13 protein-coding genes are annotated in these 13,691 nt (G+C 71.4%); 7 read left to right on the top strand and 6 right to left on the bottom strand.

Annotation, left to right across the window (positions count from 1 at the left end):
* Window positions 1–10: 10 nt before the first annotated feature.
* Both C8250_RS10770 and C8250_RS10765 read right to left on the bottom strand, forming a co-directional pair.
* A complete protein-coding gene (locus tag C8250_RS10770) occupies window positions 11–1,906 on the bottom strand; it encodes an AAA family ATPase (protein WP_138353031.1) in 1,896 nt (631 codons plus the stop codon).
* A 443-nt stretch (window positions 1,907–2,349) separates the two neighbouring features.
* Entirely contained in the window at window positions 2,350–2,967 is a 618-nt protein-coding gene (locus C8250_RS10765) for a hypothetical protein (RefSeq protein WP_138353032.1), read from the bottom strand.
* A 101-nt stretch (window positions 2,968–3,068) separates the two neighbouring features.
* On the opposite strand from C8250_RS10765, the gene C8250_RS10760 reads away from it, so the two are divergent.
* Window positions 3,069–4,211 (top strand): Xaa-Pro peptidase family protein, encoded by a 1,143-nt coding sequence (locus C8250_RS10760; RefSeq protein ID WP_138353033.1) that lies wholly within the window; start codon window positions 3,069–3,071, stop codon window positions 4,209–4,211.
* Window positions 4,212–4,361: 150 nt separating this feature from the next.
* Entirely contained in the window at window positions 4,362–5,771 is a 1,410-nt protein-coding gene (locus C8250_RS10755; RefSeq protein WP_138353034.1) for a peptidase C39 family protein, read from the top strand.
* Here C8250_RS10755 and C8250_RS10750 read toward each other — a convergent pair whose 3' ends face one another.
* Window positions 5,772–6,227, bottom strand: coding sequence for a hypothetical protein (locus C8250_RS10750; protein WP_138353035.1), 456 nt, complete (start codon window positions 6,225–6,227; stop codon window positions 5,772–5,774). It abuts the gene before it with no gap.
* 110 nt (window positions 6,228–6,337) lie between these two features.
* Window positions 6,338–6,907, bottom strand: a complete 570-nt coding sequence (locus tag C8250_RS10745; RefSeq protein ID WP_138353036.1) for a helix-turn-helix transcriptional regulator — start codon at window positions 6,905–6,907, stop codon at window positions 6,338–6,340.
* 214 nt (window positions 6,908–7,121) lie between these two features.
* Here C8250_RS10745 and C8250_RS10740 point away from each other — a divergent pair, with 214 nt between their 5' ends.
* The gene (locus C8250_RS10740) at window positions 7,122–8,237 is read left to right on the top strand and encodes a hypothetical protein (protein WP_138353037.1); all 1,116 of its coding nucleotides are present in this window, start codon (window positions 7,122–7,124) and stop codon (window positions 8,235–8,237) included.
* A gap of 319 nt (window positions 8,238–8,556) precedes the next feature.
* On the opposite strand, the gene C8250_RS10735 is transcribed toward C8250_RS10740, so the two are convergent.
* A complete protein-coding gene (locus tag C8250_RS10735; protein WP_138353038.1) occupies window positions 8,557–8,847 on the bottom strand; it encodes a hypothetical protein in 291 nt (96 codons plus the stop codon).
* 41 nt (window positions 8,848–8,888) lie between these two features.
* Window positions 8,889–9,629 (bottom strand): TetR/AcrR family transcriptional regulator, encoded by a 741-nt coding sequence (locus C8250_RS10730; protein ID WP_138353039.1) that lies wholly within the window; start codon window positions 9,627–9,629, stop codon window positions 8,889–8,891.
* 146 nt (window positions 9,630–9,775) lie between these two features.
* Between C8250_RS10730 and C8250_RS10725 the strand changes: the two genes are divergently transcribed.
* From C8250_RS10725 to C8250_RS10710, 4 genes are all read left to right on the top strand, one after another.
* Complete coding sequence (locus C8250_RS10725; RefSeq protein WP_138353040.1) at window positions 9,776–10,219, top strand: SRPBCC family protein; 444 nt, start codon at window positions 9,776–9,778, stop codon at window positions 10,217–10,219.
* A gap of 144 nt (window positions 10,220–10,363) precedes the next feature.
* Window positions 10,364–11,248, top strand: coding sequence for an amidohydrolase family protein (locus C8250_RS10720; RefSeq protein WP_138353041.1), 885 nt, complete (start codon window positions 10,364–10,366; stop codon window positions 11,246–11,248).
* A 114-nt stretch (window positions 11,249–11,362) separates the two neighbouring features.
* Window positions 11,363–12,604: a carbohydrate-binding protein gene (locus C8250_RS10715; protein WP_244809084.1), complete on the top strand. Its 1,242-nt coding sequence runs from the start codon at window positions 11,363–11,365 to the stop codon at window positions 12,602–12,604.
* A 265-nt stretch (window positions 12,605–12,869) separates the two neighbouring features.
* Entirely contained in the window at window positions 12,870–13,685 is an 816-nt protein-coding gene (locus C8250_RS10710; protein WP_138353042.1) for an SAM-dependent methyltransferase, read from the top strand.
* Window positions 13,686–13,691: the final 6 nt, after the last annotated feature.

Genomic DNA, 13,691 nt, shown 5'->3' with positions numbered 1-13,691 from the left:
GCGGACCGGCCTACTCGGCCGGTTCGCCCGGCGGCACCCCCGGGCCGCGCCCCGACAGCACCTCGCCGTAGGCCTGCATCAGATCCGGGAGCCGCAGCGTCGACAGATCGTCGCGGTTGGGGGAGCCGGGGTAGTCCGACAGCCGCAGATCGCGGTAGGCGCAGCTCTTCTCGTACAGGGTGCGCAGCAGCCGGCCGTTGCCCAGCTCGTCTATCCAGCCCTGGTCGACGACATGGGCGCTGATCGCCCGCAGTTCCTCCAGCGCCTCCTCGTCCCAGTGGTCGCCGTTGTCCGCGGCGAGGACCTCGCCGATCCGGGTCAGCTCCAGCGGCCGGTAGCTGGGGAAGTCGACCCGGGTGGTGAAGCGGGAGCTGAGCCCGGGGTTCACCGCCAGCAGCCGGTCCATGCCCTCCGGATAGCCGGCGAGGATCACCACGAGGCGGTCGCGGTTGTCCTCGGCGCGCTTGAGGAGCACCTGGAGCGCCTCGTCGCCGTAGGCGTCGCCCTTGGAGTAGCCGGAGTTGGACAGGGCGTACGCCTCGTCCACGAAGAGCACCCCGCCGAGCGCGGAATCGATCAGCTCGTTGGCCTTGACCGCGGTCTGCCCCAGGAACTCGCCCACCAGGTCGGACCGCTGGGCCTCGACGAGATGATCGCCGCCGAGCAGCCCCAGCGCGTAGAAGACCCGGCCGAGTATCCGCGCCACGGTGGTCTTGCCGGTGCCGGAGGGGCCGGAGAAGACGAAGTGACGCTTGGGGGGCTGCACCGGCAGGCCCTGGCCGGCCCGCAGCCGGGCCATCCGCAGTTGCGCCGACAGCGCCCGCACCTGCCGCTTCACCGGCTCCAGCCCGACCATGCGGTCCAGTTCGGCGAGTGCCTGGCCGAGCAGCATCGGGTCCGGCGCCGTCATCGACAGCGGGGGCGGCAGCGCCATGGACGCCACCCCGGCCTTCTCCCGTACGTCGTCGTCCGGCGGGCCGAGCGTCAGCGCGGGCTCCTCCAGTTCGGTGCCGGGGCCGCGGCCGTCCATCGGTTCGCCGGTCAGCAGGGCGGAGTCCGGGCCGTCCAGCACATCGGGGGAGGCCTGGCCGAGGCCGGACAGCGAGACGGCCGCCAGACCGGCGCCCGCGCCCTCGTCGAGCCCGTCGGACTCGTTGATCGCGGCCAGCCGGGCGGCGGTGTCCATGAACGCCGGGTCCACCCGGTGCACCGCCCGGTACAGCGGCAGCGCCGCGGCGGTGCGGCCGGTGCCCTCGTAGGCCCGGGCCAGCCAGTAGCGCAGCTCCTTGCGCTGCGGCTGCTCGCTGCGGCAGCGCATCAGCGCGGCGGCCAGCAGCGGTTCGGCCTGCCCGCACAGCTCCAGCCGGACGCGGGCCATCCCGCCGAACAGGCCCGCCTCGATGCCGAGCACCGGATCGCCCAGCAGCGGCTCGGTGTTGCGGACCAGCTGCTCCCAGTCCTTGACCAGATAGGCCCGGCAGGCGTGCAGAAAGCGCACCTGCCGGTCGGTGTCGACGGGCGGGCACTCGGCCAGCGCGCGGTCCAGCTCGGCGACATGCCGGCCGTCCAGCCAGTGCGAGGCGTGCGCGAGCAGCAGATCGCGGTCCGACTCCAGCACCGGCTGCACCCACCAGCCGAGCCAGTACCAGGAGTTGATCGACCGCCGGTGGGCCCGGCGCTCCTCGCCGAAGCGGTCCCGGTGGCGGTACATCTGCAGCAGCGCCGTCGAGGTGTCCGCGCGCAGCGCGTGCAGGCCAAGCCAGGCGTCCGCCATGCCCGGATCGAGCCGGACGGCGGCCCGGAACTCCTCCTCGGCCTGCGCGTACGCCCCGACGGTGTAGGCGTCCACGGCGCGCAGCCAGGCGAGGCCGGCGGGGGCGCCCGAGCGCTCTGTCCCGAAGTCCATCAGGTCCCCACCAACCGTTCCCCCGCGGCTTGCTGCTGTACCCCGTCCCAACCCTGAGGACCGGGACGGGAGTTGGCGCAGGGGAGTCGTGCCCCCACCTGCCACCGCACCCCGTTCGCATCGTACCTGCGATGACGTCGGTGCCGTAGAGCGGCGCAGCGGTCCCCTCGGCCCCGCACCGTTCGACGCACGGACTCCGGGTGGTGACAGTGGGTGAGGAAAAGGCGGCCCCAGGGGCCCGGTGGACCGGGCCGGGACGCAGCGAAGCCCCCGGTCACGGGGGAACAACCGGGGGCTTCGGATCATGGGAGCGGCCCGCACTGACCGCTTATTGAGAACGTAATTCCTGTACACCCCCCCGGTCAAGCCGCTCCGGAGGGCTCCGTGAGGGCCTTCTGGAAGTGGCAGCGCACCGGCGGTAATCGGTCACCGTCCGTGAGGGATCATGGTGTTCGGGAGTGCCTCCCGGGCCCCGGAAGCATCTCGTATCCCTCTGGTCTCAGCAGTACCAGATGGTCCGCGAACGGCTGTGAGGGATCGGACACGAAGTGCGCGTCCTGCGCGCGCATCCAGGAGGACCAGAACGCGTCCATCTCCGGGCCGTCCCGCAGCTGTCCGCGGTCCCTGGCCGTGTCACGGGGGACCTCGAGCCACAGCAGGTGCGACAGCAGCGGTCGGAGGGCGGCCCGTCCGCTTCCGACGCCCTCCAGGAGGACGACGGGTGCGGGGGGCACCTCGCGGACGCCGTCGAAGCGCCGCCGCGTCCAGTCGTAGACGCCGTGCCGTGCCGTCCGGCCGGCGGCCAGCGGCTCCAGGACCTGCTCCCGCAGCCGGCCGGTCCACGCGAACAGCTCGTCATGGGTGGCCAGATCGTCCAGATGGACGACGGGCGCCCCGCCGAGCGCGCCGGCGAGCCGGGCGGCGTACGTGGTCTTGCCGGAACCGGCGTGCCCGTCCACGGCGACGATCCGGACCGGGCCGCACGACGGCGGCAGCTCCCGCAGATGCGCGGCGAACTCCGCGAGCGGGTCGCTCGGGGCGGGGGCGGCTTGATCGTTCATCGGGCCCAGCGTAGCGAGCCCTGAGTACGGCGCGGCCGGGGCCGCGACGCGTCCTGCCGGCCGGCCTCCGCCGGACGCCAGGGGCGTCTACCGTGTGACGCGTGACCGACTCCGCAGCTTCCGCCGCCGACTCCGCCGGGCTGTATCCGGCCGAGCGCCTCGAACTCGCCCGCAAGGCCGCCGCCGGCGCGGGTCTGGACGCCCTGCTCATCTCGCCGGGCGCCGATCTGCGCTACCTCACCGGCTATCAGGCGCTGCCGCTGGAGCGCCTCACCTGCCTGGTGGTGCCCACCGAGGGCGACGCGTTCCTCGTCGTCCCCGCCCTGGAGCGGCCGGCCGCGCTGGCCTCGCCCGTCGGCGGCCTCGGTATCGACATCACCGGCTTCGCCGAGACCGACAACGCCTACGAGCTGATCGCCGGCCGGCTGCCGGCCGGCGCCCGCCGGGTCGCCGTCGACAACCACATGTGGGCCGAGAAGCTGCTCGCCTTCACCGCCGCGCTGCCGCGGGCCGAGGCGGTGCTGGCCGGCGAGGTGCTGCAGGAGCTGCGGATGCGCAAGAGCCCGGCCGAGGTGGCGGCGCTGCGGCGGGCCGGGGCCGCGATCGACCGGGTGCACCGCAGGATGGGCGAGTGGCTGCGGCCCGGCCGCACCGAGCGCGAGATCGCCCGCGACATCGCGGACGCGATCCTCGCGACCGACCATGTCACCGTCGATTTCGTCATCGTCGCCTCGGGACCCAACGGCGCGAGCCCGCACCACGAGGTCTCCGACCGGGTCGTCCGGGCCGCCGATCCCGTCGTGGTCGACATCGGCGGCACCACCGAGGACGGCTACTGCTCCGACTCGACGCGCACCTACGCCGTCGGCGAGCCTCACCCCGACTTCCGGGAGCTGTACGACGTGCTGCAGCGCGCCCAGCACGCGCAGGTCGAGGCGGTGCGCCCGGGGATCACCGCCGAGGCGCTGGACGCCGTCGGCCGCGACATCATCGCCGGCGCCGGTTACGGCGAGCACTTCATCCACCGCACGGGGCACGGCATCGGCCTGGAGACGCACGAGGAGCCGTACATCGTGGCGGGCAGCAAGCGCCCGCTGGAGCCGGGGATGGCGTTCTCCATCGAACCCGGCATCTACCTCCCCGGCCGGTTCGGTGCCCGGATCGAGGACATCGCGGTCTGCACCGAGAACTCCGGCGAGCGGCTGAACCTGACGGGCCGTGACCTCGTGGTCCTGCCGGGATAGCGTCAGTGGTCTGTTCCAATGTTGGTCGGTGGCACGCGCCGGAAACCCTGGCAGAAAGGCCGGAGGAGCCGCGATAGTAAGGCGCATCCGCCGCGGGCCCGCCGACGCGGCCGGACCGACTCCGTCGTTCACAGCGAGGGGAACACCGCCATGACCAGACCCGCTCCGCGGCGCACCGTCCTGGCCGCCGCGCTCGCCGCGGTGGCCGCCACCGCGGCCGCTCCCGCGACCCGGGCAGCCGCCGCCCCGCGAGCCGCCGGGCGGCCGGGAGACGCGGGGGCCGCGGACCGGGGCGCCCCCGCCCACGGCGCGCCGGCCGACAGCGCGCCGGTGGACTACACCGGCTGGACCTCGTACACCGACTGGCGGTGCGGCGAGCGCGGCGGCACCCGTCCGGTGCCCGGGGTACGGCCCGGTCTGGTCATCGACCGCCCCAGCGGTTCGCTGGACTACACCGACCCGCACACCGGCACCACCTCCACCTGGGACTCCGCCACCTGGACCTCCCCGGTGCACACCCTGCGGCACCCCGCGAGCGAACTGATCTCCTCGTGGAACGCCCGTACCCCGGCGGGCACCTGGCTCCAGGTCGAGCTGCTCGGGACCTACACCGACGGCACCGCCACTCCCGCCTACGTGATGGGCCGCTGGGCCTCCGGGGACGGCGACATCAAGCGCACCTCGGTCGACGACCAGACCGACGGCAAGAGCAGCATCTGGACCGACACCTTCTCCATCGACGACGCGGCGGCCGGACCGCTGCTCGCTTCGTACCGGCTGCGGGTGACCCTCTACCGCAAGCCCGGCAGCCGGCTCACCCCGACGCTCTGGCGGCTGGGCGCGATGGCCTCCACCATCCCCGACCGCTTCACCGTCCCGGCCTCGGTCCCCGGCGCGGGCGCCGGGATCGAACTCCCGGTGCCGCGCTACTCGCAGAACATCCACAAGGGCCAGTACCCGGAGTACGACAACGGCGGCGAGGCCTGGTGCAGCCCGACCTCGTCGGAGATGGTCATCGAGTACTGGGGCCGCAAGCCCTCGGCGGCCGACCTCGCGTGGGTGAACCCGGCCTTCGCCGATCCGCAGGTCGACCACGCGGCCCGCTTCACGTACGACAACCAGTACCAGGGCTGCGGCAACTGGCCGTTCAACGCCGCCTACGCCGCCACCTACCGTGACCTGCAGGGTGTCATCACACGGCTGCACTCGCTGAACGACGTCGAACGGCTGATCCGCGCCGGCATCCCGGTGATAACGTCCCAGTCCTTCCTCGCCACCGAGCTGGACGGCGCCGGCTACGGCACCTCCGGCCACCTGATGTGCATCGCCGGCTTCACCGCGGAGGGCGATGTGGTGGCCAACGACCCGGCCAGCTCCAGCGACGACGCGGTGCGCAACGTCTACAAGCGGGCCCAGTTCGAGACCATCTGGCTGCGGACCAAGCGCTACAACGCCTCCGGGAACGTCAGCAGTGGGACCGGCGGCGTCTGTTACCTCTACTGGCCGGCCCACCCGAGCCCGGGGCAGCGCCGCGCGCTGGCCGCCGTCGGCATCCGCTGATCAGGGACGGGTTCCTTCCGGCAGCGCCGGAGGGGACCCGTACCGGTGGGTCCCCTCCGCTGCGGCCGGCCACGGCCAGCCCTCGCCGCGCAGGTCATGGAGGCGGATCCGCAGGATGCGCTCGGTGACACCGAGCCCGGCGGCCGCGGTGCGGACGTCCGGGGCCCATCCCGCCGCTTCGGCGAGGTCGGATATGGCGACGAGTTTGCGGGCGGCCTCGATGTCGGCCCGCCGCTCCTGATGGATGCTCAGGACGCCGAACCCACAGGCCGCGTCATCGCTGAGGACGTGTTCGAGCTCGTGTGCGAGGACGCACCGTTCCTGGACAGGGCTGAGACCCGCAGCGATGACGATCTTCCGGTGGACCGGTGACCAGGCGCCCCAGGTGTCGCGGAGCCACTCACGAATTACGGGGATGTGCATCTCATCCAGCAGCGCGGCCGGCGAATAGGGCATAGGTCCCCCTACGTCTATCAGACGTGTGGGAGGCACCCTGGCAGATCAACAGATGTACCTCAAGTGCGCGATTAATGGAAGGAAACGTTCCGAAATCGTTCGAAGGCGCGCTACTCCGGAGTGCGCTCCATCGCCCGCAGAATCCGCTCCTCGTCGTCGCTCGCGGGCCCTTCGCCCTCCGCGTGGGGGCGGTAGGCCGCCAGGCGGTGGCTGTCCTGCGTCGCCACGACCTCGCGGGGGATCGACTCGACGAGCCGCTGGAGCGCGGTCTCGAAGGCGTCGCGCAGCGCGGGGTCCCCGCCGAGCGCCGAGCACAGCCGCCCGAACTCGTAGACCCTGGGCATCAGTTCGATCAGCCCGGGGCCCCTGGGGTGCGCCGCCTCGCCGGGCGCCGGCCGCAGCGGTGGCTCTTCCGGCTGCCCGGCCCGGTGGACCAGCGCCGGATCGCCCCCGTCGAGCACGACATGGATGCTCTCGGGGGTCCAGCCATGGGCGGCGGCGATCTTGACGACGGTGCGCGGCAGTTGCTTCATGGGCGTCGCGCCGGCCTCGGCGCTGTACACGGCCTTGGTGGAGACCCCGGCCTCCTCGGCGAACTTCGCCTGGGTGAGCCCGCGCCGGTCCCGCGCGTCACGGAGCAGCCTGCCGAGCCTCTTCCATGCTTCGGGGTCCCGATTCACGCCGTCAGCTCTCCTGGGAAACGCCGGGCAACAACAGACAACAAGCTAGCAAGATCCGGCAGCGCGACCCTAGCGATTCCCGATCCACGGCCTTTAGTTACCTAATCTTACGGAATATAACGGGTCATCATCTTGACCCTCCGTCTGATACTTACGTAATCTTACTGGTGCGCAAGCCGCGCTGATCGACTCTCCGATCGGAACAGGAGGCGTCGTGTCCCGTACCCGGGCCCTGCTCGCCGCTCTTGTCCTAGCCGCTTCCGTCCTCCTGGGTGCCGGCGCGCCCGCCTCCCAGGCCGACGACCCGCCGCCGCCCTCCTTCACCCTGCCGCTCTCGCTGGACCTGCACGACGGGGTCATCCAGAAGTTCGGCGGCACCTACTACGCCTACGGAACCCAGTACCGCTGCGGGTTCCAGTGGCAGGTCCCCAGCACCTGGTGCGGATTCGGGGCGTCCAGCGCGCCGTCCCTGACCGGGCCCTGGTCCACGCCGGTCCGCTTATTCTCGCCCGCGGACACCGACCCCTGGACGAGCACGACATGGCAGACCGAGTGCGGCGGGGGATCGGCCTACGGGTGCTTCAACCCGCGGATGCTCCAGCGCACCGGCTGGGGCAGCGACGACGGCACCTTCATCCTGTGGTTCAACTCGCCGGCCGACTACGCCCGGAACCACGCCAACGCGTACAACGCCATGGGGTGCAACGGGCCCCTCGGCCCGTGCGGCCCCTCCGCCGGCCCGCCGCACGGTTCCTACGTCAAACCGTCGCTGACCATCTGCGCGGCCAACGGCGACTTCGGCTTCATCGCCAGTGCGACCCCCGGCGCCCGCCCGGCCCTGGTGTGCACGATGCCGGGCAGCGCCGCCCTCAACATCGAGGAACTCAACACCTGGGGCGTGGGCGGTGACGGCACGGGTGTCCAGGGTGTCGCCGGCCTGGCCCACATCGAGAGTCCTGGCGGCTGGTACGACGCGGCCGCGGGCCGGTACGTCCTGACCTACTCCGACGCCAACTGCGGTTACTGCACCGGGACCGGGACCGGGTACGCCACCGCTCCGAGTCTGTACGGCACCTGGACCGCGCCGGTGAACCTGGGCTTCGGCCAGCCCGCCAACGGCCGCCGGGTCTTCTCCGCCAACTCCTGCGGCGGACAGCCCCGCACCGTCAGCCTCATGGACGGGCAGGCCTTCCAGGGCATCGACCTGTGGACCGGCAGCAGGAACGAGACCGCCGCCGGAGCCATCTTCGTGCCGCTGACCTTCGGCACCGCGACGGGGACTCCCGGGGACGGCGGTGTATGGCGGCCGCCGCTCACCCTCGACTGCTGACGGAGCGCCCCACGTCATATGCGGATCGAGTATTCACTCGATCGAGTGACGTGCCCATGGGGCTCGAGTGACCGTTGGTCAGAGTGGGACCGCATCGCATGCGCCTGGGTGCCGCGCTGCTCCGGACGCCTGATCGGCAGGGCTTCGGCCGCCGCTCCGGGCGACCCACGGAAGCGCACCGGTTGTCGGGAGGCACTGTTCGCCAAGTGGGTCCGGCCGCCCCGATCCTGCGTCCAGGGACCGGGGCGGCTGCCATTCCGCGCGCGGCTCGACGCCCGTTCGGTGCGGTTCCGTGCGGCTGGGTGTCGTGCGGTTCCGACTACCTCTCGTGCTCCGATCCGAACGGCACGGGCCCGTTCCCGGTGACCTCGGCACGTCCCGTCTCCGGGAATACCTTGGTGATGACGCACTCGCCCTGCCGCCCGTTGGGCAGCCGCAGGTCCAGCGTCTTGCCGCGCACCGCCCACCGGCTCGCCCCCGCGCCGGTGTGGAGGCTGCCGTGCCAGGCCGAGAGGCGGCCCTTTTCCTGAATCGCGTACAGATCGGCCTCGACCGCGGTTCCGGTCCCGTCGGCGATCACTGTTGCCCAGCCCCGATAGGTGTTTCCCATGGGGCCAGGATCCGCCGCCGGACCCACAATTGCGACCTGGCCTAGACGGCGGGCAGGCCGAAGGCGTCGGCCAGGGCGTCCAGCGAGGCCGTGAGCAGCGTCGACGGGCTGTGGCCCATGCCGCTGAACTGGGACGATACTTCGAGACTGACCGATCCGTGCAGCTGGGACCAGGTGAGGACGGCGCCGGCGAGAGCCGTGCCCCGGCCGGCCGCCGAGGCCGCCGACTCGGGCGGGTCCCAGGGCCCGGTGTGCTCCGCGAACCATCCGGCCACCGCGGGATCCCGCTCGGCCCAGGCCTCCATCTGGCCCACCAGCGTTTCCATGGCCGGCTTCGGCCGCCCCTGGACGAAGACCTTCATGAAGGGTCCGAGCGCCGCGCGGGCGCGCAGCAGGGTGTCGGGCGGGGCCGTGTAGCCGGGCACCGGGGCGCCCGCGATCAGCGGATAGCGGTGCGGGTCGGCCACGGCCCAGGCCCGGAACGAGCCGGCCAGCGCGTGCAGCCGGGCGCGCGGTGACGCGGCCTCGGAGCCGGCCGCGACGGCCTGCTCGATCGCCGTCGCCAGATCGTCGTAGGCATCACGGATCAGGGCGCTGAGCAGATCGTCCCGGCTCGCGAAGTAGCGGTAGAGGGCCGGCCCCGACATGCCCAGTTCCTTGGCGATGCGGGTGAGCGCGACACCGTCCGTACCGCCCTCGGCCAACTGCCGCAGGGCGATCACCTTGATCTCGTTGCGCGTCTGCTCCCGGAACCGGGCCCGTGGGCCCTCGGCTGCCGCCATCACGAAATGTGTCCTCCCCTGGGTTGCGTGACCCATCTTAGCAACTGTTATAGTGTGTAACGAAAGCGATTGACCATAACGCCTGGAGGTCCTGGTAAGGACTTCCGGCCGCTGTCACCTGCCCACGAGAAGAAGTGAAGGACATCATGGACATCGATCACGCGGCTCCGGCCATCGCCGACCTCAGCGTCACCATCGACGCCCCGCTGGAGACGATCTGGCGGCTGCACACCGACATCGGCTCCTGGCCGCGCTGGAACCCCGGTATCACCAGCGCCCGCCTGACCACCGAACTGGAGGTGGGAGGGATCTTCGAGTGGCAGACCGCCGGTCTCACGATCACCTCCACCATCGGTGAGATCACCCCGATGGGCCGCATCGCCTGGGGCGGCCCGGCCCACGGCATCATCGGCATCCACGTCTGGACGTTCGAGCCGGGCGCCGGCGGCGTCGTGGTGCGGACCCGGGAGTCCTGGGACGGCGAACCCGTCCGGGCCGATCCCGACGGGATGCGGGCCGGGCTCACGGCCTCGCTCGTCGACTGGCTCGACGCCCTGAAGTCGGCGGCCGAAGGCGGAACGCCCGCCTGACACCCGCCTGAACGAGGTGGCGCGGCGGGCCGGTGGCGTCCCCGGGCGGGCCGCCACCCCCTCGGGGCCCTCTGCGATCATGTCCCCGACGGACCCTGGGACCGGACGGACCAGGACCGTACGGAACGGGCGGAGGGCCCCCGCATGATGGAGACAGGCGCGGACGACGCACGGGTGACCGCGTTCTGGCGCGGACTGGGGCTGCCGGGGCTGATCGATGTGCACACGCACTTCATGCCGGAACGCGTGCTGGACAAGGTGTGGGCGTACTTCGACGCCGCCGGGCCGCTCGTCGGCCGCCGCTGGCCCATCACCTACCGCCACCAGGAGGACGAACGGCTCGCGGTACTGCGCGGGTTCGGCGTCCGGGCGTTCACGTCCATGGTCTACCCGCACAAGCCGGGGATGGCCGGCTGGCTGAACAGCTGGGCGGCGGACTTCGCCGCCCGGACGCCGGACTGCCTGAGCACCGCCACCTTCTTCCCGGAGGAGGGCGCCGCGGACTATGTGCGCGCGGCCGTCGAGGGCGGCGCCCGGGTCTTCAAGTCGCATGTCCAGGTGGGGGCCTACGACCCCAACGACGCCTGGCTGGAGCCGGTCTGGGGGCTGCTGGCCGAGGCGGGGATCCCGGTGGTGACGCACTGCGGGTCCGGCCCTGTGCCCGGCAAGTTCACCGGACCCGGGCCGATGGCCCGGGTGCTGGAGCGGCATCCCCGGCTGCGGCTGGTCGTCGCGCACATGGGGATGCCCGACTACACCGCCTTCCTGGACCTGGCGGAACGCCACCCCGGGGTCCTGCTGGACACGACGATGGCGTTCACCGACTTCTCCGAGGAGTCCGCCCCGCTGCCCAGGGCGGAGTACCGGCGGCTCGCGGACCTCGGCGACCGGATCCTGTGGGGGAGCGACTTCCCGAACATCCCGTACTCCTACGCCCATGGCCTGGAGTCGCTCGAACGACTCGGCCTCGGAGACGCCTGGCTGCGCGCCGTGTGCCACGACAACGCCTCGATCCTCTTCGGAATCTGATGGCACGCCAGGTCGCAGGCCTTTAGTGGTTTAGTCCTAGGTCTAGTCCAAAGCCTTGACGAGTTCGCGTCACAGCTGGATTCTGGCTGCGTTTCCCCCCACAGGAGGTACGACGTGAAGCGCCTCAAAGCACTCTGTTCCGGGGTGGCGGCAGCCACCCTCGCGGCGGCCGGCCTAGCCGCCGCCGCCACGCTCGGCACGGGCCAGGCGTCCGGCGCCGAGACCGCGGCGGCCGCCCTGGGCAACAACTGGTACGCGGCGGCGCCGTATCTGATGCCCCGGGACAACAATCCCCCCGACGCGGGCGCGATCATGGACGCCACCGGACTCAAGGCGTTCCAGCTCGCGTTCATCCTCGCCCCCAACGGCGGCGGCTGCAGCCCGACCTGGGACGGAACCGCGGCTGTCTCCTCCGACACCGCGGTGGCCTCGGTGATCAGCGGGATCCGTGCCAAGGGCGGTGACGTCTCCGTCTCCATCGGCGGCTACGGCGGCACCAAGCTCGGCCAGGCCTGCTCCACCTCGGCGGCGACCGCCGCCGCGTACCAGCAGGTCATCACCAAGTACCAGCTGAAGGCGATCGACTTCGACCTCGAGGAACCGGAGTACGAGAATGCCACCGCGATCTCCCACGAGATCGGCGCCGCGAAGATCCTCCAGCAGAACAACCCCGGCCTCTACGTCTCGGTGACCACGGCCGGAACCGCCGACGGCACCGGCTGGTTCGGCAAGCAGATGCTGAACGAGGCCAAGGCCCAGGGCTTCACGCCCAACAATTTCTCGATCATGCCGTTCGACGGCGGCTTCAACGGGGCGGCGGCGCAGACCAGCGCACTCACCAACTTCAACTCGATCCTGCAGACGACGTTCGGCTGGAACGCCGCCACCGCCTACGCCCACGAGGGCTTCTCCGGAATGAACGGCCGCAGCGACACCGGCGAGTACTTCCGCCAGGCCGATTTCCAGACGGTGCTGGACTACGCCACCAGCCACGGAATGGGGCGGTTCACCTTCTGGTCACTCAACCGTGACCGTCAGTGCACCCCGCCGGAAAACGGCACCACTTCCGGAGTCTGCAGCAGCGTTGCGCAGACGCCCTGGGAATTCGCCAAGTTCTCGGTGAAGTTCGCCGGCGCGACCCCGCCCACGAACCCTCCGACGACGCCCCCCACCACGCCTCCGACGAACCCGCCGGGCCAGTGCACGGTAGCGGCGTGGAGCAGTACCGCGATATACGTGAACACCAATGAGGTCTCCCACAACGGCCACAAGTGGAAGGCCAAGTGGTGGACCCAGAACGAGGAGCCCGGCACCACCGGCGAATGGGGTGTCTGGGTGGACGAAGGCGCCTGCTGACATTCCACTGAAGCCCGGTCACGGCATACGCTGCCGGGACGGCGTGATGTGCGGGGCCCACCGGCCGACGGCCGGTGGGCCCCGCACATGTGCGCGAATCCGCAGCGGCGCGTTTTGGCAGGTGCATATGCCGGGAGTTCTCGCCGAAAACGGACGGACCATTTCCGGATGATATTCCGCTTCGCCCGGGTGATCGATAGCCTCGGGTCGAGTGCAGGCCGGTATCTTGGTCAGTCCAAGATCATCTGATGAGCTGGAGACCGTGATGGAGCGTCCCGCCTGGGCACCCCAGGGTATTGACCTCTCGGTGCCGAGTGTGTCGCGTATCTACGACTACTACCTCGGCGGTTCGCACAACTTCGAGGTGGACCGCGAGGCCGCCCGCCAGGCCATGGAGATCTTCCCCGGGCTCCCCAAGATCATGCAGGCGAACCGCGCGTTCATGCGCCGCGCGGTCCGCTACGCCGTCGACCAGGGCATCACCCAGTTCCTGGACATCGGCTCCGGCATACCGACCTTCGGCAATGTGCACGAGGTCGCCCAGGCCGCCAGCCCCGGCGCCCGGGTGCTCTACGTCGACAGCGACCCGGTGGCCGTGGCGCACAGCCGGGCGGTGCTCGAGGGCAATCCGACCGCCCGGATCGCCGCCGCCGACCTGCGCACGCCCAAGGACATCCTGACCAGCCCCGAGGCCACCGAGCTCCTCGACTTCGACCGGCCGGTGGCGCTGCTGCTCGTCGCCGTCCTCCACTTCCTGGCCGACGAGGACGACCCGGCCGCCGCGGTGGCCGAGCTGCGCGACGCGCTCGCCCCCGGCAGCCTGCTGGTCCTGACCCACGCCTCGACCGAGGGCGGCCCCATCTCGCCCGAGCAGGGCGGCGGCGTCCAGGGCGTCTACCGCAAGGCCAGCTCCCCGCTGATCATGCGCACGCGGGCCGAAGTGGCCGCGTTCTTCGAGGGCTTCGAGCTCATCGAACCCGGTCTGGTCCCGATGCCCGACTGGCATCCGGACACCCCGGCCGGTCACGAAGAGGACCCCGCGGCCTTCGTCGGCTTCGCCGGCGTGGGGCTCAAGGCGTGACCTCAC

Source organism: Streptomyces sp. So13.3, from assembly GCF_005860785.2.
GTDB lineage: Bacteria > Actinomycetota > Actinomycetes > Streptomycetales > Streptomycetaceae > Actinacidiphila > Actinacidiphila fildesensis.
The sequence above is the reverse complement of the archived record's forward strand: the minus strand, read 5'-3'. Positions and strand labels throughout refer to the sequence as shown.

Excerpts from the sequence above, each read along its gene's own strand:
- C8250_RS10770 (WP_138353031.1), bottom strand. The coding sequence starts at position 1,906 with ATGGACTTCGGGACAGAGCGCTCGGGCGCCCCCGCCGGCCTCGCCTGG.
- C8250_RS10765 (WP_138353032.1), bottom strand. The coding sequence starts at position 2,967 with ATGAACGATCAAGCCGCCCCCGCCCCGAGCGACCCGCTCGCGGAGTTC.
- C8250_RS10755 (WP_138353034.1), top strand. The coding sequence starts at position 4,362 with ATGACCAGACCCGCTCCGCGGCGCACCGTCCTGGCCGCCGCGCTCGCC.
- C8250_RS10750 (WP_138353035.1), bottom strand. The coding sequence starts at position 6,227 with ATGCCCTATTCGCCGGCCGCGCTGCTGGATGAGATGCACATCCCCGTA.
- C8250_RS10735 (WP_138353038.1), bottom strand. The coding sequence starts at position 8,847 with ATGGGAAACACCTATCGGGGCTGGGCAACAGTGATCGCCGACGGGACC.
- C8250_RS10730 (WP_138353039.1), bottom strand. The coding sequence starts at position 9,629 with ATGGCGGCAGCCGAGGGCCCACGGGCCCGGTTCCGGGAGCAGACGCGC.
- C8250_RS10725 (WP_138353040.1), top strand. The coding sequence starts at position 9,776 with ATGGACATCGATCACGCGGCTCCGGCCATCGCCGACCTCAGCGTCACC.
- C8250_RS10720 (WP_138353041.1), top strand. The coding sequence starts at position 10,364 with ATGATGGAGACAGGCGCGGACGACGCACGGGTGACCGCGTTCTGGCGC.
- C8250_RS10710 (WP_138353042.1), top strand. The coding sequence starts at position 12,870 with ATGGAGCGTCCCGCCTGGGCACCCCAGGGTATTGACCTCTCGGTGCCG.